19 protein-coding genes and 1 tRNA gene are annotated in these 18,565 nt (G+C 68.4%); 11 read left to right on the forward strand and 9 right to left on the reverse strand.

The window, feature by feature from the left end; genetic code table 11:
• The first annotated feature begins 105 nt into the window (after positions 1 to 105).
• From ACWIHT_RS22680 to ACWIHT_RS22705, 6 genes are read left to right on the forward strand one after another with little or no spacing between them, the layout of a single operon-like run.
• Positions 106 to 885, forward strand: a complete 780-nt coding sequence (locus ACWIHT_RS22680) for a DUF881 domain-containing protein (protein ID WP_456169969.1) — start codon at positions 106 to 108, stop codon at positions 883 to 885.
• 21 nt (positions 886 to 906) lie between these two features.
• Complete coding sequence (locus ACWIHT_RS22685) at positions 907 to 1,590, forward strand: class E sortase (protein WP_456169971.1); 684 nt, start codon at positions 907 to 909, stop codon at positions 1,588 to 1,590.
• Between the two features lie 16 nt (positions 1,591 to 1,606).
• Positions 1,607 to 1,804, forward strand: coding sequence for a hypothetical protein (locus ACWIHT_RS22690; protein WP_174479444.1), 198 nt, complete (start codon positions 1,607 to 1,609; stop codon positions 1,802 to 1,804).
• A complete protein-coding gene (locus ACWIHT_RS22695; RefSeq protein ID WP_456169973.1) occupies positions 1,801 to 2,439 on the forward strand; it encodes an aminodeoxychorismate/anthranilate synthase component II in 639 nt (212 codons plus the stop codon). The genes ACWIHT_RS22690 and ACWIHT_RS22695 overlap by 4 nt, the downstream gene beginning before the upstream one ends.
• Complete coding sequence (locus ACWIHT_RS22700) at positions 2,436 to 3,539, forward strand: class E sortase (RefSeq protein ID WP_456169974.1); 1,104 nt, start codon at positions 2,436 to 2,438, stop codon at positions 3,537 to 3,539. The genes ACWIHT_RS22695 and ACWIHT_RS22700 overlap by 4 nt, the downstream gene beginning before the upstream one ends.
• 6 nt (positions 3,540 to 3,545) lie before the next feature.
• On the forward strand, positions 3,546 to 4,301 hold the full coding sequence (locus tag ACWIHT_RS22705) for a class E sortase (RefSeq protein ID WP_456169975.1): 756 nt from the start codon (positions 3,546 to 3,548) through the stop codon (positions 4,299 to 4,301).
• A 74-nt stretch (positions 4,302 to 4,375) separates the two neighbouring features.
• On the opposite strand, the gene pknB is transcribed toward ACWIHT_RS22705, so the two are convergent.
• The 6 genes from pknB to ACWIHT_RS22735 form a co-directional block, all read right to left on the reverse strand.
• On the reverse strand, positions 4,376 to 6,367 hold the full coding sequence (pknB, locus tag ACWIHT_RS22710) for a Stk1 family PASTA domain-containing Ser/Thr kinase (RefSeq protein ID WP_456169976.1): 1,992 nt from the start codon (positions 6,365 to 6,367) through the stop codon (positions 4,376 to 4,378).
• Between the two features lie 170 nt (positions 6,368 to 6,537).
• Positions 6,538 to 8,025 carry a peptidoglycan D,D-transpeptidase FtsI family protein gene (locus ACWIHT_RS22715; protein ID WP_456169977.1) on the reverse strand — a complete coding sequence of 496 codons (1,488 nt, stop codon included), beginning with the start codon at positions 8,023 to 8,025 and terminating at the stop codon, positions 6,538 to 6,540.
• Complete coding sequence (locus ACWIHT_RS22720; protein ID WP_456169978.1) at positions 8,022 to 9,461, reverse strand: FtsW/RodA/SpoVE family cell cycle protein; 1,440 nt, start codon at positions 9,459 to 9,461, stop codon at positions 8,022 to 8,024. Before ACWIHT_RS22720 ends, ACWIHT_RS22715 begins: the two co-directional genes overlap by 4 nt.
• Positions 9,462 to 9,491: 30 nt before the next feature.
• Positions 9,492 to 11,045 (reverse strand): Stp1/IreP family PP2C-type Ser/Thr phosphatase, encoded by a 1,554-nt coding sequence (locus ACWIHT_RS22725; RefSeq protein WP_456170061.1) that lies wholly within the window; start codon positions 11,043 to 11,045, stop codon positions 9,492 to 9,494.
• 98 nt (positions 11,046 to 11,143) lie between these two features.
• Positions 11,144 to 11,665, reverse strand: coding sequence for an FHA domain-containing protein FhaB/FipA (locus tag ACWIHT_RS22730; RefSeq protein WP_200713818.1), 522 nt, complete (start codon positions 11,663 to 11,665; stop codon positions 11,144 to 11,146).
• A 10-nt stretch (positions 11,666 to 11,675) separates the two neighbouring features.
• The gene (locus ACWIHT_RS22735; RefSeq protein ID WP_200713817.1) at positions 11,676 to 12,524 is read right to left on the reverse strand and encodes an FhaA domain-containing protein; all 849 of its coding nucleotides are present in this window, start codon (positions 12,522 to 12,524) and stop codon (positions 11,676 to 11,678) included.
• Between the two features lie 443 nt (positions 12,525 to 12,967).
• On the opposite strand from ACWIHT_RS22735, the gene ACWIHT_RS22740 reads away from it, so the two are divergent.
• A tRNA-Leu gene (locus ACWIHT_RS22740) sits at positions 12,968 to 13,051 on the forward strand.
• Positions 13,052 to 13,246: 195 nt separating this feature from the next.
• Here ACWIHT_RS22740 and ACWIHT_RS22745 read toward each other — a convergent pair.
• Complete coding sequence (locus ACWIHT_RS22745; RefSeq protein ID WP_456169979.1) at positions 13,247 to 13,531, reverse strand: hypothetical protein; 285 nt, start codon at positions 13,529 to 13,531, stop codon at positions 13,247 to 13,249.
• A gap of 511 nt (positions 13,532 to 14,042) precedes the next feature.
• Positions 14,043 to 14,822 carry a hypothetical protein gene (locus tag ACWIHT_RS22750; protein ID WP_456169981.1) on the reverse strand — a complete coding sequence of 260 codons (780 nt, stop codon included), beginning with the start codon at positions 14,820 to 14,822 and terminating at the stop codon, positions 14,043 to 14,045.
• Positions 14,823 to 15,358: 536 nt separating this feature from the next.
• Between ACWIHT_RS22750 and ACWIHT_RS22755 the strand changes: the two genes are divergently transcribed.
• The 4 genes from ACWIHT_RS22755 to ACWIHT_RS22770 are packed head-to-tail and all read left to right on the forward strand — an operon-like array spanning position 15,359 to position 18,155.
• Positions 15,359 to 15,685, forward strand: a complete 327-nt coding sequence (locus ACWIHT_RS22755) for a carboxymuconolactone decarboxylase family protein (protein WP_456169983.1) — start codon at positions 15,359 to 15,361, stop codon at positions 15,683 to 15,685.
• A gap of 16 nt (positions 15,686 to 15,701) precedes the next feature.
• Positions 15,702 to 16,115, forward strand: a complete 414-nt coding sequence (locus ACWIHT_RS22760; RefSeq protein ID WP_456169985.1) for a (R)-mandelonitrile lyase — start codon at positions 15,702 to 15,704, stop codon at positions 16,113 to 16,115.
• Positions 16,105 to 17,211, forward strand: coding sequence for an alpha/beta hydrolase (locus ACWIHT_RS22765; protein ID WP_456169987.1), 1,107 nt, complete (start codon positions 16,105 to 16,107; stop codon positions 17,209 to 17,211). The genes ACWIHT_RS22760 and ACWIHT_RS22765 overlap by 11 nt, the downstream gene beginning before the upstream one ends.
• Positions 17,208 to 18,155 carry an alpha/beta hydrolase gene (locus tag ACWIHT_RS22770; protein WP_456169989.1) on the forward strand — a complete coding sequence of 316 codons (948 nt, stop codon included), beginning with the start codon at positions 17,208 to 17,210 and terminating at the stop codon, positions 18,153 to 18,155. The genes ACWIHT_RS22765 and ACWIHT_RS22770 overlap by 4 nt, the downstream gene beginning before the upstream one ends.
• A gap of 24 nt (positions 18,156 to 18,179) precedes the next feature.
• On the opposite strand, the gene ACWIHT_RS22775 is transcribed toward ACWIHT_RS22770, so the two are convergent.
• Positions 18,180 to 18,563 (reverse strand): nuclear transport factor 2 family protein, encoded by a 384-nt coding sequence (locus ACWIHT_RS22775; protein WP_456169991.1) that lies wholly within the window; start codon positions 18,561 to 18,563, stop codon positions 18,180 to 18,182.
• Positions 18,564 to 18,565 lie beyond the last annotated feature (2 nt).

Genomic DNA, 18,565 nt, shown 5'->3' on the forward strand with positions numbered 1-18,565 from the left:
GGGAACTGGGGCGGGCTCCGGGGCAGCGTACAAGGGGACACTGAGTGCTCCCCCGGGCGTCCGTTAGCGTAGTGCTTCCGCGGCGCCGAAGGAGATAAGGGTACGTTGAGCAATTCTGCCGACTCCCCCGGGACGGGTACCAGTCCTGCCGGTATCCGCCGTTTCCGTCCCGTGCGGATTCTCACGGTGGCCGTCTTCGCCCTCGCGGGGCTCATCTTCTTCACCAGTTTCAACACCGCCAAGGGCACCAACATCCGCACGGACGCCTCCCTGCTGAAGCTGTCCGACCTCATCCAGAACCGCAGCGAGAAGAACGGCCGGCTCGACGACGCCAACAGCGTCCTGCGCGACGAGGTCGACGCGCTCCGCAAGGAGGACGACACCGGCACGGGCGCCGACGACGAGAAGCTGACGAAGCTGGAGCGGAGCGCGGGCGCGCAGCAGCTCAAGGGCAAGGCCGTCACCGTCACCCTCAATGACGCCCCGCCCAACGCCACCGCCAAGCTCCCCGGCTATCCCGAGCCGCAGCCCGACTACCTGGTCATCCACCAGCAGGACCTCCAGGCCGTGGTGAACGCCCTCTGGCAGGGCGGCGCCCAGGGCATCAAGGTCATGGACCAGCGGCTGATCGCGACCAGTGCCGTGCGCTGTGTGGGCAACACCCTGATCCTCCAGGGCCGGGTCTACTCACCGCCGTACAAGATCACGGCCGTCGGCGACCCGGGGAAGCTCCAGCAGGCGCTGGCCGCGTCCAAGGCGATCCAGAACTACATGGTGTACGTCAACGTCTACGGGCTCGGGTGGAAAGTGACCGACGACGGGACGGTGACTCTTCCCGGGTACTCGGGCACAGTGGATCTGCACTACGCGAAGCCAGTGGAGTAGGCGTCCGTACGGGAGCTGCCGGTGCGCGTGATCGTCAGGAGCGTCAGCGAACTCTGCATCACCGTGGGCACCCTGATCGTCCTCTTCGTGGTCTACGTGCTCTTCTGGACCGGTGTGAAGGCCGACCACACGATGAGCGATCAGATCCACCAGCTCCAGAACCAGTGGTCGCGGCAGACCGCCCGCCCCAAGGCGGCCCCCACACCCACCGCCCCGGCGAAACCGGCCGCGTACAAGGACGGCAGGCCCTTCGCGATCATGTACATCCCGCGGCTTGGTTTCACGTGGAACAAGCCGGTTCTTGAGGACACCGACGTCAGCACCCTCCAGAAGGGGCTCGGGCACTACGCCGGAACCGCGCGACTCGGGCAGGTCGGGAACTTCGCGGTGGCCGGGCACCGGCGGACCTACGGCAACCCCTTCGTGAACTTTCCCGAGCTCCGCAAGGGTGACGCGATCGTGCTGACCGACGGGACGACCTGGTTCACGTATCGGATCGACAAAGGGCCTTACAAAACAGTGCCGACTGACATTGAGGTGATCGATCCTGTGCCACGTAAGTCCGGGTACACGGCCTCGGGCCGCTATCTCACGCTGACCACGTGCGATCCGGAGTGGGGGCACAGCCACCGGCTGATCGTCTGGGCACACCTTGACTCCACACAGCCTGTGGAGGCCGGGAAACCAGCCGCGCTGCGCCGTTAGTCTGGTGGCGTACGGCGTGAGTCTGGTGCCGTGGTGCGACGGAAGGGACGGCATGTACGGCTGGATCTGGCGGCATCTGCCGGGCAACGCGTGGGTCAAGGCGCTGATTTCGCTCGTCCTTGCCCTGGCCGTGGTCTACATCCTCTTCCAGTACGTCTTCCCGTGGGCCGAACCGCTGCTGCCCTTCAACGATGTGACGGTGGACAACCAGTGAGTGCACGGATTCTCGTCGTCGACAACTACGACAGCTTCGTCTTCAACCTGGTCCAGTACCTGTACCAGCTGGGCGCCGAGTGCGAGGTGCTGCGCAACGACGAGGTGTCGACCGCGCACGCCCAGGACGGCTTCGACGGCGTCCTCCTCTCGCCCGGCCCCGGCACCCCCGAGGAGGCCGGCGTCTGCATCGAGATGGTGCGGCACTGCGCCTCGACCGGGGTGCCCGTCTTCGGCGTCTGCCTCGGCATGCAGTCGATGCAGGTGGCCTACGGCGGCGTCGTGGACCGCGCCCCCGAACTGCTGCACGGCAAGACCTCGCTCGTCGAGCACGAGGGCGGAGGCGTCTTCGCCGGACTGCCCTCGCCCTTCACCGCGACCCGCTACCACTCCCTGGCGGCCGAGCCGGCGACTGTACCGGCCGAGCTGGAAGTCACCGCCCGGACGCACGACGGCATCATCATGGGCCTGCGCCACCGCGAACTGCCCGTCGAGGGCGTCCAGTTCCACCCGGAGTCGGTGCTCACCGAGCACGGCCACCGGATGCTGGCCAACTGGCTGGTGGAGTGCGGCGACCAGGGTGCCGTGGCGAGGTCGGCGGGGCTCGCCCCGGTGGTGGGCAGGGCCACGGCGTGACCGCGCTGCGCCCCGAGCGCGAGTCCGAGGCCTCGTACGGGGAGCAGCCGTACGGGGAGCCGGGCGCGTTCGAGGAGTGGTACGACGCGTCGGCCCAGGGCGCGTCCGGCGTGCCGTACGGTCCGATCGACGAAGAGACCATGGCGCTGCGGATACCGGAGCCGCCGGTACGGCGAGGCCACGGCCGGTCCATACCGGCCTCTGACGCCCCATCCGCCTCCTCCGTCACAGGAACCCCGTCGGGTGGCCGTGCGGCCCGCAGAAAGGCCGCCAAGGGCCGTCACGGGCGTCATGGGGGCCCCGGGTCGGCGGAGGAGACCGCCGAGGGGCTCGAATCCGGTGCCGTCGGCGCGTCTGCCGGTGCCTCCGGCGGATCCGGCGCGCCCGTCTCGCGGGTCGAGGCACGGCGGCGGCAGCGGGCCAACAAGCCGGGTGCCGCGGTCGTCGCGAGCCGCGCGATCGGCGAGGTGTTCATCACCACCGGCGTGCTGATGCTGCTGTTCGTCACCTACCAGCTGTGGTGGACGAACGTACGGGCGCACGCGCAGGCCGGCAGCGAGGCGAGCCAGCTCCAGAACGACTGGGCGAGCGGCAAGCGCGCCCCGGGGGAGTTCTCGCCGGGGCAGGGCTTCGCCATCCTGCACATCCCCAAGCTGGACGTGGTGGCGCCGATCGCCGAGGGCGTCAGCAACAAGAAGGTGCTCGACAAGGGCATGGTCGGGCACTACAGCGAGGGCGCCCTCAAGACCGCGATGCCGGACGCCAAGACCGGCAACTTCGCGCTGGCGGCGCACCGCAACACCCATGGCGAACCGTTCCGGTACATCAACCAGCTCAAGCCCGGCGACGAGGTCGTCGTCGAGACCCAGACCACGTACTACGTCTACAAGATGACGAAGACGCTGCCCGTGACGGCGCCGAGCAACACCAGCGTCATCGACCCCATCCCCAAGGGCTCGGGTTTCACCAAACCCGGCCGCTACATCACGCTGACGACCTGTACGCCGGAGTTCACCAGCAAGTACCGGCTGATCGTCTGGGGCAAGATGGTCGAGGAACGGCCGCGCAGCAAGGGCAAGCCGGATGCGCTCATCGAGTAGGGGCAGATGAACGTGGCAGCGACCACCGACGACACCGAAGATCAGACCGACACGCCCGCGTCGCCGCCGGACCGCCCCCGCGGCACCGGCCCGGTCGCGAAACTGATCAGCCTCTTCGGTGAACTCCTCATCACGGCGGGCCTGATCCTCGGCCTTTTCGTCGTCTACTCCCTGTGGTGGACGAACGTCGTCGCCGACCGCACGGCCGACAAACAGGCCGACAAGGTCCGCGACAACTGGTCCAAGGACAAGGATACCGGCCCCGGCGCGCTCGACACCAAGGACGGCATCGGCTTCCTGCACGTGCCCGCCATGAAGAACGGCGAGGTGCTGGTCGAGAAGGGCACCGGGACGGACGTCCTCAACGACGGCGTCGCCGGCTACTACACCGACCCCGTCAAGGCCGCCCTCCCCACCACCGGAAAGACCGGCAACTTCACGCTCGCCGCCCACCGCGACGGCCACGGCGCCAAGTTCCACAACATCGACAAGCTCAAGAAGGGCGACGCGATCGTCTTCGAGACGAAGGACAAGTGGTACGTCTACAAGGTCTACGACATCCTTCCCGAGACCTCGAAGTACAACGTGAAGACCCTCGCCCAGATCCCCGTGGAGTCCGGCAAGAAGAAGGCCGGCCACTACATCACGCTGACGACCTGCACACCGGTCTACACGTCCCGGTACCGGTATGTGGTGTGGGGCGAACTGGTCCGCGTCGACAAGGTGGACAGCGCACGGACCCCGCCGAAGGAACTGCGCTGAGACCGCCGGCATGACGGAGCCCCGGCACCCTGTAGAGGGTGCCGGGGCTCTCGCGTGTATCTCGCGGGGTACCGCTAGCCGTTCGTGCCCCCGAAGAAGCCCCCGTTGTTCCCGCCGTTGTTGTTGCCGTTTCCGACACTCACGGTGGTGAGGGTGATCGTCGTGTTGCTCGGGTCGACCGTGTTGCCCACACCCGGGTCGATCCCGCTCACGAGCGCGTTGTCGCTCTGGTCGCTGCCGTCGGCGAACTGGATGTTGGTGAAGCCCTGTGCCTGAAGCGTCTGCTTGGCGTTCTTCACCGTCTGGCCGAGCACAGCCGGGACCTGGACCTGCGTCGACTTGCCGATCTGGATGTTGACCGTGGAGTTCTTGTCGACCTGGGTGTTGGCCTGCGGATCGGTCGAGACGACCTTGCCGACCAGGTTCGGGTCGCTGGTGTCGACCTCGGTGCAGTTGCCCACGAGGTTGTTCGCGGTCATCTGCGCCTTGGCGTCGTCACAGCTCTTGCCACTGACGTCCGGGACCGTGGACTTCGCCTGGGCCTTGGCGACGGTGAGGGTGATGGTGGTGCCCTTCTCCACCTCCGCGCCGAGCTTCGGGTCCTGGTCCAGGACGGTGCCCGGGTCCTCGGCGGACACCTTCTGCTTCGTCTCCACCTTGAACCCGTACTTGTCGCCTTCGAGCGTCGCCGTGGCGTCGTCGACGTTCTGGCCGAGGACGCTCGGTACGACCACCTTCGGGGCACCGGTCGACACGACCAGGTTGATGGTGTCGCCCTTGTTGACGTCGACACCCTCCTTCGGGTCCTGCGAACAGACGCTGCCCTTCGGCGCGTTCGCGCAGGCCTTGCGGGTGGGCTCGGCCAGCTTCAGGCCGGAGTTGACGGCCATGGTCTTCGCCGTGTCGTAGGTCTGGCCGACGAAGTTGGGCGCCGCGAACGGCTTGTCCGCGCCGCCCTTGCCGCTGAACGCCCACTTCCCGATCAGGATCGCGCCCACCAGCACCAGAACGGCCGCCACGACCAGCAGGATCGTCGAGGTGTTCGACTTCTTCTTCTGCTGGCGGCGCCGGTCGGGGCGGTCGTCGTAGCCGAAGCCGCCGTCGTCCGGGTTCATGGGCGGCAGCATCGTGGTGGCGCCGGGGTCGGCGCGCAGGGCCGTGGTGGCCTGGTCGTCGCCGTAACCGCCGTAGCCGACCGAACCCATCGCCGCCGTCGCCGCGACCGGCTGGCCGTCGAGGCAGGCCTCGATGTCGATGCGCATGTCGTCGGCGGACTGGTAGCGGTAGTTGGGGTCCTTGACCAGGGCCCGCAGCACGATCGCGTCCATCTCGGGCGTGATCTCGGGGTCGAAGACCGACGGCGGCTGCGGCTCCTCGCGCACGTGCTGGTACGCGACCGCGACCGGGGAGTCGCCCACGAACGGCGGCCGTACGGTCAGGAGTTCGTAGAGGAGACAGCCCGTCGAGTAGAGGTCCGAGCGGGCGTCGACCTGCTCGCCCTTGGCCTGCTCCGGGGAGAGGTACTGGGCGGTGCCGATGACCGCGGAGGTCTGCGTCATCGTCATGCCGGAGTCGCCCATCGCGCGGGCGATGCCGAAGTCCATCACCTTGACCTGGCCGGTGCGCGTCAGCATGACGTTGGCCGGCTTGATGTCGCGGTGCACGATGCCGTTGCGGTGCGAGTACTCCAGGGCCTGGAGGATGCCGATGGTCATCTCCATGGAGCGCTCCGGCAGCAGCTTGCGGCCACTGTGGAGGAGCTCACGGAGGGTGGAACCGTCGACGTACTCCATGACGATGTACGGGATCGAGACCCCGTCGACGTAGTCCTCGCCCGTGTCGTAGACCGCGACGATCGCGGGATGGTTGAGCGAGGCGGCCGACTGGGCCTCCCGGCGGAACCGGGCCTGGAAGGAAGGGTCGCGCGCAAGGTCGACGCGCAGCGTCTTCACCGCCACCGTGCGGCCGAGGCGTGTGTCATGGGCGAGGTAGACCTCCGCCATGCCACCACGGCCGAGCACCTGGCCCAGCTCGTACCGGCCGCCGAGGCGACGCGGCTCTTCCATAGTTCCCTACCAGCCCTCTCCGTCGGTCCCGACCCGCACGGGTGTGCGGTCGGAGGCTAGCCGTCCGGGCCTACCGTACCCGGCTGGCTCTGTGTGACCTGGCCAAGCCCGTCACCCGATACAGGACCGGTATCGCAACGTGCACCGATGTGAAGGGGACGTGAGCGGGGTCACTTCTTGCTGTTGATGACCGCCTCCATCACGCTCTTCGCGATGGGGGCCGCGAGGCCGCCGCCGGAGATGTCGTCACGGTTGGCGCTGGAGTCCTCGATGACCACGGCCACGGCCACCGGCGAACTGCCGTCGGCGAGCTTGGCGTAGGACAGGAACCAGGCGTAAGGGTTCTCGCTGTTGGCGACGCCGTGCTGGGCGGTACCGGTCTTGCCGCCGACGGTGACGCCGCTGATCTGCGCGTTCTTGCCGGTGCCGTCCTTGACGACGGTCTCCATCATCGACTGGAGGATCTGCGCGTTCTTCGACGACAGGGGCTGGCTCAGCTCCTGCGGCTCGGTCTGCGCGATGGTGTCGACGTTCGACGACTGGAGCTTGTCGACCATGTACGGCTTCATCAGCTTGCCGTCGTTGGCGACCGCGGAGGCGACCATGGCCATCTGCAACGGGGTCGCCGCGGTGTTGAACTGGCCGATCGAGGAGAGCGCGGTCTGCGAGGCGTTCATGTTGTCGGAGAAGATCGAGGCGCTGGAGCGGACCGGCGTGAACTGCTCGGCGTCGAAGCCGAACTTCTTCGCCTCGGCCAGCATCTTGGCGTTGCCCAGGTCGGCGCCGACCTTGCCGAACACGGTGTTGCAGGAGTACTGCAACGCCACGCGCAGGGTCGCGTTCTTGCAGGGGATGTTGCCCTCGTTCTTCAGCTGGGTCGTGGTGCCCGGCATGACCCACGGCAGCGGCGAGTCCGTCGCCGAGTCGGCGGAGTCGTACAGCCCGTTCTCCAGCGCGGCCGACGCGGTGACCACCTTGAAGGTGGAGCCCGGCGGGTAGGTCTCGCGCAGCGCCCGGTTGAGCATCGGGTCGTTCGGGTCGTACTTCTTCTGCAGCTTCTGCCAGGCCTTGGCGTCCGTGGTGGTGGAGTTCCCGGCGAACGACGACGGGTCGTACGACGGGTAGGACGCCAGCGCCAGGATCTTGCCGGTGGACGGGTCGAGGGCGACGACCGCGCCCTTGCCGCCCTGCTTCGTCAGACCGCTCCACGCGGCTTTCTGCGCGGCCTCGTTGAGGGTGGTGACGACGTCGCCGCCGGACTTGTCCTTGCCCGTGATCATGTCGAGGGTGTTGCGGAAGAACAGCCTGTCGTCGGTGCCGGAGAGGATGCCGTCCTCGATGGACTCCAGCTGGTTGGCGCCGAAGGCCTGCGAGGCGTATCCCGTGACCGGCGCCCACATCGCGCCGTTCTTGTAGGTGCGCTTGTACTTGAGGTCGTTCAGCCCGGAGGTGCTGGTCTCGGTGGAACCGGTGATCGGACTGCCGTCCACGATGATGTCGCCGCGCGGGGTGGAGTAACGCGCGATGGTGACACGGCGGTTCTTCGGGTCGTCCTTGAGACTGTCGGCCTTGACGTACTGGAGCCAGTTGTCGCGCAGCAGCAGAGTGAGGACCAGCAGACCGCAGAAGAGCGCGATCCGGCGCAGGGGCTTGTTCATGACGGGCGGACCACCTGGGTCATCTCGGCGTCGGGGCTGGGGGCGGGCGCGGGGGCCGGCCGGCGGGCGGTGTCGCTGATGCGGATCAGGATGCCGATCAGCGCCCAGTTGGCGATGACGGAGGAACCGCCGTACGCGACGAACGGCATCGTCATACCGGTCAGCGGGATGAGGCCCATCACACCGCCGGCGACGACGAAGACCTGGAGGGCCATGGCGCCGGAGAGGCCCACGGCGAGGAGCTTGCCGAAGGGGTCGCGGGCGGCGAGGGCGGTGCGGACACCGCGCTCCACGATCAGGCCGTAGATGAGCAGGATCGCCATGATGCCGGCGAGGCCCAGTTCCTCGCCGAAGGTGGCGAGGATGAAGTCGGAGTTGGCGGCGAACCGGATGAGGTCGGAGTGGCCCTGGCCGAGGCCGGTGCCCAGCGTGCCGCCGGAGCCGAAGGCCCACAGGGCCTGCATCGACTGCTCGGAGTGGCCGGCCACCTGCGCCTGGCTGAGCGTGTACTCCTTCATCGGGTCGAGCCAGGCCTGCACACGCTGCTGGACGTGCGGTTCGAAGCTGGCCACGCCGACCGCGCCCGCCGCCGACATCAGCAGACCGAAGACGATCCAGCTGGTCCGCTCGGTGGCGACGTACAGCATGATGATGAACATTCCGAAGAACAGCAGCGAGGTGCCGAGGTCCGTCTCGAAGACCAGGATCAGGATCGAGATGAACCAGACCACCAGGATCGGGCCGAGGTCGCGCCCGCGCGGCAGGTACAGGCCCATGAAGCGGCGGCTGGCCAGCGCGAGCGCGTCGCGCTTCACCATCAGGTAGCCGGCGAAGAAGATCGCCAGCACGATCTTCGCGAACTCACCGGGCTGGATGGAGAATCCGCCGACCGAGATCCAGATCTTCGCGCCGTAGATGTTGGCGCCGAGACCCGGCACGAGCGGCAGCAGCAGCAGGACCAGCGCGCCGACCATGGAGATGTACGTGTAGCGCTGAAGCGCGCGGTGGTCCTTGAGGAAGATCAGCACGACGGCGAACAGTCCGATGCCCATCGCGGTGTACAGCAGTTGCCGGGGCGCCGCGTTGCCCGCCTGGTTGATCGACTGGAGCAGCTTCGACTGGTCCAGCCGCCAGATGACGACCAGTCCGAGGCCGTTGAGCAGGGTGGCCAGGGGCAGCAGCAACGGGTCCGCGTACGGCGCGAACTTGCGCACGGCCAGGTGGCCGACGCCGGCCAGCAGGCCGAGGCCCAGGCCGTAGCTCAGCAGACCGGCCGGCACCTTGTCGTTGATGGCGAGGCCCACGTTGGCGTAGGCGAAGACCGGGATGACGACTGCGAACAGCAGGAGCGCCAACTCGGTGTTGCGTCTGCTCGGTGCGCCGATGGAGCCGATCGTGGACGTGTGGTGCGTCGGCGAATTGGTTGAACTGCTCATCGTGTGACGGGGCCTCTCACGGCTTGCCTATTACTTGCTGCACTGCGAGACGACCTGCTGCTCTTCCTCCGAAAGACTGGGACCGGGGCTGGGAGTTGCAGACTTGGTCGGGGACGGGGACGTCGAGGCCGAAGGTGACGGCGTGGCCTTGGACGTGAGGGAGGTGCTGGTGGTTCCCGTGGTGCCGCCTGCCTGGCCTTGACCCGCCGTCGTGCCGGTCGTGCCCGAGGCGCTCGCGCGCTCGGACTCCTTCTTGCACGCGGACGCCTGGACGGCCAGATCGGCGATCTTCTTCTGGGCGTCCTGGAGACCGCCCTCGGCGATCGTCGCCTTGACCTGCTTCTGCTGGTAGGGCGGCAGGTACTTGAGTTCGATCTCGGGGTGGTCCTTCTCCACCTTCGAGAGCGAGACCCAGGCGAGGTCCTGGCTGATGCCCTGGTAGAGCGCCACGTGCTCGCCGTTGGTGCCGACGAAGTACTGCGTCTGCGTCCAGCGCCAGCCGCCGTAGAGACCGCCGCCGATGACGGCCAGCGTGAGCACGGTGTAGAAGGATCTCTTGAGCCACTTGCGGCCCTTGGAGGGCTTCACGAAGTCGTCGTCGGTGTAGTCCCCGAAGCTGCCCGAGGGGACGTAGCCGGTGGTGTCGCCGGAGCCGGGCGGGCCGAACTCGCCGCCCCCGCCGCCCTGTCCGGGCACCTGGCGGCCGAGCCCGGAGGCGCGTCCCGCCGGGGTCTGCATGATGCCGTTGTCGTGCAGGTGGAGCTGGTTCTCGGCGACCGCGCCGACGATCACCGGGGTGTCCGACAGCTGCGCGGCGAGGGTGTCACCGGTGTCGAGGTCCAGGACGTCGGCGATGATCACCGTGATGTTGTCGGGGCCGCCGCCGCGCAGCGCGAGCTGGATCAGCTCCTGCACGGTCTCCTGGGGGCCCTGGTAGCTGGCGAGGGTGTCCTCCATCGTCTGGTGGGAGACGACTCCGGACAGCCCGTCCGAGCAGATCAAGTACCGGTCGCCGGCGCGGACTTCACGGATCGACAGGTCCGGCTCGACATGGTCGCCGCTGCCGAGCGCGCGCATCAGGAGCGCGCGCTGCGGGTGGGTGGTGGCCTCTTCCTCGGTGATCCGGCCCTCGTCGACGAGGCGCTGCACCCAGGTGTGGTCCTGCGTGATCTGGGTCAGTACGCCGTCGCGCAGCAAGTAGGCGCGGGAGTCCCCGACATGGACGAGGCCGAGCCGCTGCCCGGTCCACAGCAGGGCGGTCAGGGTGGTCCCCATGCCCTCCAGCTGGGGGTCCTCCTCGACCATCATGCGCAGCTGGTCGTTGGCCCGCTGCACGGCGGTGCCGAGCGAGGTGAGGATGTCGGAGCCCGGCACGTCGTCGTCGAGCGAGACGATGGTCGAGATCACCTCGGAGGAGGCGACCTCACCGGCGGCCTGGCCGCCCATCCCGTCGGCGATCGCGAGGAGACGCGGACCGGCGTAGCCGGAGTCCTCGTTGCCCTCGCGGATCATGCCTTTGTGCGATCCGGCGGCGAAGCGCAGTGACAGACTCATGCGCACCTCGCCCGTCGGCTCCGGGTACATCCGCACGGTGCCCACCCTCCGGTCGGGAGCGCGCCGGGGTCCGCCAGGCGGTCCGCCGGTGCGTGCTCGCTCCGCTCGCGCTCATTCATGACGTGGCACTACTTCCGCAGCTCGATGACGGTCTTGCCGATGCGGATCGGCGCGCCCAGCGGAATCGGTGTGGGGGTCGTCAGCCGGGACCGGTCCAGGTACGTGCCGTTGGTGGATCCGAGGTCCTCGACGATCCACTGGCCGTCGCGGTCCGGGTAGATCCTGGCATGCCGGCTGGAGGCGTAGTCGTCGTCCAGCACGATCGTCGAATCGTGCGCCCGGCCCAGGGTGATGGTCTGGCCCTGGAGGGCGACGGTCGTACCCGTGAGGATTCCCTCACTGACGACGAGTTTGGTGGGGGCGTTACGGCCCCGCCGGCCGCCCCCGCTCGCTTGCTGCTGGCGCTGCTGCGGAGGCGCCGCCTGCCGGGCGGCCTGCTGCTGCGGTCGTCCGGCTTCCCGTCGCGAGCCGCGCTGTGTGACACGCGTTCCGAACAGGTCGCTGCGGATGACCTGCACGGCCACGATCACGAACAGCCACAGTACGGCCAGGAAACCCAGCCGCATGACCGTGAGGGTCAGCTCTGACATTGCCCCCGCTTCACCCTTCGGCTTGCCGGTAAATGATGGTGGTGCTGCCCACGACGATCCGCGAGCCGTCGCGGAGCGTAGCGCGGGTGGTGTGCTGCCCGTCCACCACGATGCCGTTGGTGGATCCGAGATCCTGGATCGTCGAGGGCGTTCCGGTCCGGATCTCACAGTGCCGGCGGGATACGCCGGGGTCGTCGATCCGCACGTCGGCTTCGGTGCTGCGGCCCATCACCAACGTCGCGCGGGAGATCTGGTGGCGGGCGCCGTTGATCTCCACCCAGTACCGCATCCGCGCGCCTGCCGCCGGGGCGGCCGGGGCCGACTGGAGATACGGCGCGGAACCACGGCCCGGCGGCGGCGAGGGCGGCATGGGCGGCGCGCCCGCGGGGGCGGCGGCGGGCGGATAGCCGTAGCCGCCGGGCCGTCCCGCGGCCGGAGCCGGGGGCGCCGCCGGGGCGCCGGCCCCGGGTGCCTGCTGGTTGGTGGAGGAGGCGAGCGTACGACTGCGCACCCGGTACAGACCGGTGTCGAGGTCCTCGGCCTTCTCCAGGTGGACCTTGATGGGTCCCATGAAGGTGTAGCGCTGCTGCTTGGCGTAGTCGCGCACCATGCCGGCGAGCTCGTCGCCGAGCTGGCCGGAGTAGGGGCTGAGCCGCTCGAAGTCCGGCGTGCTCAGCTCCACGATGAAGTCGTTGGGTACGACGGTCCGGTCGCGGTTCCAGATCGTCGCGTTGTTGTCGCACTCGCGCTGGAGCGCGCCGGCGATCTCGACGGGCTGGACCTCGGACTTGAACACCTTGGCGAAGGTGCCGTTGACCAGACCTTCGAGGCGTTGCTCGAACTTCTTCAGGACTCCCATGGGGCACCTCCTCCGTCGTCGCCGCACTGCTTGTCGTACCGACCGCCGTGCCGGCTGCCTTGGTACTGCTTACTGATCGTATCCACGCGCCGGTAAATCGGCTGGTTCCCCCTTGTCGGCCCGTCGAACTCCTTCTGCACTACTCCTGCCACTACTCCTGCCCAGGATCGTAGAGGGGGCCGCAGACAAGTGTCCCGCACCTGACTGTGGACCTTGCCCGCCTCCTGGGGAGATGGCCGCTACCGGTACGAGGTTGATACGTGAACCTGCCCACGTTGATACGTAGCGGGGGGTGCGGGGTGTTCGGAGGGGGCTCCGGTGGTCCCCGGGGCAGGTCACGGGGTGCGGATAAGCGATGTGAATCCACCCCGGGCACCGTGCTAATCTTCTGCATGTCGGAAGGCGCCAGCCCCTTGGGGGAACAGCCCGAGGACACACCCAATGCGCGGGTGGCGGAATAGGCAGACGCGCTGGATTCAGGTTCCAGTGCCCGAAAGGGCGTGGGGGTTCAACTCCCCCCTCGCGCACAACGAAGAACCGACGGAACGGGTCTTCACCAGTGACGAAAGTCATGGTGAGGGCCTGTTTCTCGTTGGTGTGCCGGGCTGCGGCCCGGACGAGGACGTGGCAGGGCCCCGGCGGTGAGGTATCTCACGGTCGGGGCCCTGCTTCGTCTGATGCTGGTTGTTTTCCGGGTGGTGCTGGGGTGGTGCCGGCTCGGGTCAGGAGGCCGGCGCCAGATACTTCTTCTTGCGCTTGGAGGTCTGGGTTTTGCCTTTCTTGGCGGGCGGTGGAGGCGGGCGCATGGAGTCGGAGACCGGGGCGTCGGGGTCGCGGTGGTCGCCGTAGCGTACGTACCAGCCGGCGGCGGGGTCGGTTGCGAGTTCGGGCCCGTTCGTGACACGACCGCGCGAGAACGTGCGGATGGGGGTGGCGTCGATGCCCATGGAGACCTCTGCCAGCTCCGCCAGGAGGCTGTGGAGAGGACGTACGGAGGCATCCGGCACGACTCGGTGAACAGGGCCAGACGCCGTTCGTGCTCCGCCAGGTCGTCCGTGTCCGCCGCTGCGGTCAGTGCGTGGGCCTCGCCGCGTGAGAGGTGCTTGTTGGGCGGCAGTGGGGAGGGGTTCATGGCGTCCTTCATGGAGTGGAAGAGACGCCGGACAACGGCGTAGGCCGCCTCGAATCCCCGGTCGTGGTCTTCGTACTCGGGTATGCCGAGCCGGGCGCGTAGGCGCGGGCTGACGCGGAAGTGCAGGATGTCCGTGACCCGTTCCAGCACGATCTTGCCGACGGTGTCCTGGGTGCAGAGGTGCAGGCCGACCAGGAGGCTTCTGAGATGCAGGGTGCGATGGCGGCCGCGCGGGAGGTGGACGAACTCCTCCAACAGCGGGACGAGTTGGCTGTTGTCGACTTCCTCGATCGCGGCTTCGACGTCGGCGTCGTCGATGAACCGGCGCTCGGTGCGCATCGCCAGGAGGCGCTCGTGGCGATCGGTGGGCAGGCTGCGCGGCGCGGTCATTGGCTGCCTCGCAGCAGGCGGGCGGCTTCTTCGGCGGGGATGGCAGTCAGGAACGGCAGGATGCGGGAGAGGCCGTGGAGGGTGTCGACGCCGGCCGCCGCCACGATGACGGTGATGGGAAGCCGCGCTTCGAAGAGCTCGACCAGCCACGTGGACCTGAGGCGGCCCATGACCAGGCGAGGGACGTTCGGGCTGGGCTGGGTGCGGGCCAGGAAGTTCGTGACGCTGTTGGTGCCACGGCTGTAGGAGTTGGGGCGGAACAGGTACTGCGCGGCGCCGACGGTCTCAAGACGGTCGGCGGCGGAGGCCAGGACTGCTTCCCAGGGGCGGCGGCAGAGGATTTCCCGTTTCCGGGAGCCGCGCGTGACCACGACGACTGGGCCGGCACCTTCCGAGGATCTGCGGACGTCATGGACGCGGACCCGGATGACTTCCGGTGAGTCGAGGCCGACACCGAGACCGAGTGCCATGAGCGTCTTGCAGCCCCATCGAAGCTCCTCGGTGGGCTGCCCACTGGTCCAGCCCCACAGGTCCGCGAGCTCCGTCCGGCTGTACGGGCTGTTGGGAACCGAGGCCGACAGTTTGGCGGGCTTTCCGGTCCGGCATTCGCCGCCCAGGACGATCTCGCTCAGCCGTAGCAGTCTGGTCCGGTAGTTGCCGCGGGTGCTCTCCCTCACGTTGGGGCAGCCGATCGCGATGAACCGCTCGATCACCTCCCGGGCGAGCCACACCTCGGCTTTTCCCGGCAGGCCCTCGCCGTTGCAGAAGAGTGCCAACTGGGCCAGCGCGGTGAGCAGTTTACGGGCTCGGTAGGGCAGAAGGGGATCGGCGAGGCGGACGACGCGGCGTACTTCGTCGCCGACGCGGCTCCACCCCGCGGGATGCGGTCGCGGTGCGAAACCGGTACGTGAAACCGACCAGTGTGCGCTCGCCCGCCGAACCTCTGAGGGGCCCTGTCATGCCCCTGAATGCTGCTCCCCGGCACGGCACGGTCTGTCACGCGCCGTCGGCGTCGAGCAAGCTGTACGCGAAACGAAGATCACTTGTCCGGGCAACGACGTCATCCGCGTGAAATGCCTCCGGTCGCCGGACCTTCGCCGCGTCGCGAAGATATCGAATCGGGGCTGCGATTCAGGGCAGCGGCTGAGTTTTCAGGCGCAGGCCACTCCCTCCCCGCACGGAGGTGCCGGACCGCCGACGCGCGGGCCGGTCGGCCCGCCGTAGCTCAAGCGGTACAGCGGGCATCGAGCCTGACACTGCCGCCCGATGGTGTCCGAGCGCGAGACGAAATACGAGGAAGGGCGGCACACACATGGCACAGGAACCCTCGCGGGCACAGCAGTTGCTCGGTGACCTCGCGCCGAAGATGGTTCAGCTGACCGACGACGTGCTGTTCGGCGACGTGTGGAAGCGCGAGGGCCTGTCCCCGCGCGATCGCAGCCTGATCACCGTCTCCGTGCTGGCCGCGACATACCGCCCCGAACAGCTGAACAGCCATCTGCGGCTGGCGCTGGAGAACGGGCTGACCAGGGAGGAACTCGTCGAAGCCCTTACCCATTTGGCGTTCTATGCTGGATGGCCGAGCGGGATGGGCGCGCTCACCCAGCTCAAGGCCATCGTCGAAGACGAGACGAAGTAGCGGGGGGCGGGGTCCCATGAGGTTCCTCGACAGGAAGCCCTCGGCCAAGGCCCCTGCGGAACGGTTCACCGGCGAAGTGTGGGTGGACACGATCACGGAGGCCCAGGCGCCTTCACGACTGCGGGCGGCCGTGGTGCGGTTCGAGCCCTGCGCCCGTACCGCCTGGCACCGGCACACGCTCGGGCAGACCTTGCATGTCACCGAGGGCATCGGCCTGGTGCAGAGCCGCGGTGGCGAGGTCCTGGTGATGCGGCCGGGCGACACCGTCCACACACCACCGGGCGAATGGCACTGGCACGGCGCCGCCCCCGGCCACTTCATGACCCATTTCGCCCTCTCGGACAGCACGGGAGATCCCGCCGTGCCCGACGTCGAGTGGGGCGAGCACGTAAGCGACGACGAGTACGAAGGAAACGGCCGTGAAGCGTAGAGACATCGTCATGGGGCTCACCGCGGCCGCCGCGGTACCGGCGGTCGGACTGGCCACCGACGCGCAGGCATCCGGTGCGGGCGGAGGCCGGGGTGGTTCCGCACCGCTGACGATCCAGGAACAGGGCAGCTTCGCGGTCGGCGGCACCGTGATCACCACGCCCGGGACCTTCGATCCCCGCAACCCGACCAACCCTGCCGGCCAGACGCTGCACGGCGACCACGCCCGCGTCTTCTTCCAGAAGCCGGTGCGCGCACGCACCCTGCCGCTGGTGCTGTGGCACGGCTACAAGCAGTCCGGGACCGGCTGGGGAACCACTCCGGACGGGCGCGAAGGCTTCCAGACCATCTTCCTGCGCCGCCGGTTCACCGTGTACACCCTCGACCAGCCGCGCCGGGGCAGTGCCGGGCAGACCACGGTGAGTACCGCCACCGATGCCTCGACCTCCGACCAATGGTTCTACAACCAGTTCCGGTTCGGCCTCTGGCCCGACACCTACCCCGGCGGCCAGTTCCCGCAGGGCCCGGAAGCGCGCGAACAGTTCTTCCGGTCGATGCTCCCCGACACCGGCCCGATCGACGGAGAGGTCCTCGCCGACGGGGTCTCGGCGCTCTTCGACGAGATCGGCCCGGGCATCCTCGTCACCCACTCGCACGCCGGCGGCTTCGGCTGGCACACGACGATGAGGAACAAGAACATCAAGGCGGTCGTCGCGCTGGAGCCGGGCAGCGGCTTCGTTTTCCCGGAGGGCGAAGCACCCGACCCGATGCCGAGCTCCGCGGGCACCCTCGCTGGCGAGGCCGTACCGCTGAAGGACTTCCAGCGGCTGACGAAGGTCCCCATCGTCGTCTACTACGGCGACAACATCCCGACCGAGCCGACCGACATCGCCGGCCGGGACAACTGGCGCGTCCGGCTTGCGATGGCCCGGCTCTGGGTCGACGCAGTCAACCGCCACGGCGGCGACGCCACCCTCGTCCACCTGCCGGAGATCGGCATCACCGGCAACTCCCACTTCCTCTTCTCGGACCTCAACAATGTGCAGATCGCCGACCAGATCTCCGACTTCCTCGCCAAGAAGGGCCTGACCCGATGACCCCTGCTGCCCAGAACGACGGCGTGACCACCCAGAAGGTCAGCTTCCCGCATGGCCGGCACCAGGTGGTGGGCAACCTCTTCCTGCCCCCGGGCTTCGACGAAAGCAAGACGTACGCTGCCGTCGTCGCCACCCACCCCTTCGGCGGCGTCAAGGAGCAGACCTCCGGCCTGTACGCCGCGAAGCTCGCCGAACAGGGCTTCATCACCCTGGCCTACGACGCCTCCCACTACGGCGAGAGCGGCGGCGAGCCGCGCCTGTACGAGGTCCCCGGCGACCGCGTCGAGGACATCCGCTGCGCCGTCGACTACCTCAGCAACCACCCCCAGGTCGACCCGGACCGCATCGGCGCCCTGGGCATCTGCGCGGGCGGCGGCTACACCGTCAACGCGGCGCAGACCGAGGTACGGATCAAGGCCGTCGGCACCGTCAGCGCGTTCAACGTCGGCTCCGCCCGCCGTGAGGGCGTGCCGCGCGGGCTGTTCTCCGAGGAGTTCCGCGTGCGGCGGTTCAAGGAGATCGGCGAGCAGCGCACCAAGGAGGCGGCGGGCGAGCCCCTCCGCATGATCAACTTCGTGCCCGCGTTCGCCGACGAGATCACGCCGGACACACCGGAGCTGTACCGCGAGGGCTACGACTACTACTGCACCCCCCGCGGGCAGCACCCCAACGCGCCGGGGAAGTACGTCTTCACCAGCCTGGACAAGCAGATGGCGTTCGACGCCTTCACGCACGTCGAGTCGATCTCGCCGCGGCCGCTGCTGATGATCGCCGGCTCCAAGGCGGACACCCGCTACTTCAGCGAGGAGGCCGTCGCCCAGGCGAAGGAGCCGAGGGAGGTGTTCGTCATCGACGGCGCCACGCACATCGACCTCTACGACAAGCCGGAGTTCGTCCCACAGGTCCTCGCGAAGCTGACGGACTTCTACGCCAAGCACCTCTGATCCGGCGCGCCGGCCACGCAGGGGTCACCAGGTTGTCGCCACGGAGCGCAGGGCGATCCACTCTGCGCCGCTCCGGGCCCAGTCCATGGTGAATTGCAGTGGCCAGTCGGCGTGGGTGCCGTAGACCGTCGCCTCGGTGACGATGCGGCCTACGAGGCGGGCCGTGTCGCCCTCCGCGTCGACGGTGACGTTCTTCTCGGTCACGCGGTGGTAGACGAACTGGCCGGCCCGCATCTGGGACAGCCACTCGGCCTTGGGCTGCTGGTAGCCGGTGATGTGCGTGAGGGTGAAGCCGTCGTCGAGCAGGTCGCCCAGGGCGTCGGTGTCGCCGTCGGCCATCGCCCGCAGGTGGGCGCGGTAGGCGGCCAGGACCTCGTCGCGGGCGTTCGCGTCCGGGGATGCGGGCATGG

It is taken from the genome of Streptomyces sp. NPDC002276 (assembly GCF_053891435.1).

Bases quoted from the DNA above. Each gene is read 5' to 3' on its own strand.
- ACWIHT_RS22705 (WP_456169975.1), top strand. From the start codon at position 3,546: ATGAACGTGGCAGCGACCACCGACGACACCGAAGATCAGACCGACACG.
- pknB (WP_456169976.1), bottom strand. From the start codon at position 6,367: ATGGAAGAGCCGCGTCGCCTCGGCGGCCGGTACGAGCTGGGCCAGGTG.
- ACWIHT_RS22715 (WP_456169977.1), bottom strand. From the start codon at position 8,025: ATGAACAAGCCCCTGCGCCGGATCGCGCTCTTCTGCGGTCTGCTGGTC.
- ACWIHT_RS22720 (WP_456169978.1), bottom strand. From the start codon at position 9,461: ATGAGCAGTTCAACCAATTCGCCGACGCACCACACGTCCACGATCGGC.
- ACWIHT_RS22725 (WP_456170061.1), bottom strand. From the start codon at position 11,045: ATGTACCCGGAGCCGACGGGCGAGGTGCGCATGAGTCTGTCACTGCGC.
- ACWIHT_RS22730 (WP_200713818.1), bottom strand. From the start codon at position 11,665: ATGTCAGAGCTGACCCTCACGGTCATGCGGCTGGGTTTCCTGGCCGTA.
- ACWIHT_RS22735 (WP_200713817.1), bottom strand. From the start codon at position 12,524: ATGGGAGTCCTGAAGAAGTTCGAGCAACGCCTCGAAGGTCTGGTCAAC.
- ACWIHT_RS22755 (WP_456169983.1), top strand. From the start codon at position 15,359: ATGGCACAGGAACCCTCGCGGGCACAGCAGTTGCTCGGTGACCTCGCG.
- ACWIHT_RS22760 (WP_456169985.1), top strand. From the start codon at position 15,702: ATGAGGTTCCTCGACAGGAAGCCCTCGGCCAAGGCCCCTGCGGAACGG.
- ACWIHT_RS22770 (WP_456169989.1), top strand. From the start codon at position 17,208: ATGACCCCTGCTGCCCAGAACGACGGCGTGACCACCCAGAAGGTCAGC.
- ACWIHT_RS22775 (WP_456169991.1), bottom strand. From the start codon at position 18,563: ATGCCCGCATCCCCGGACGCGAACGCCCGCGACGAGGTCCTGGCCGCC.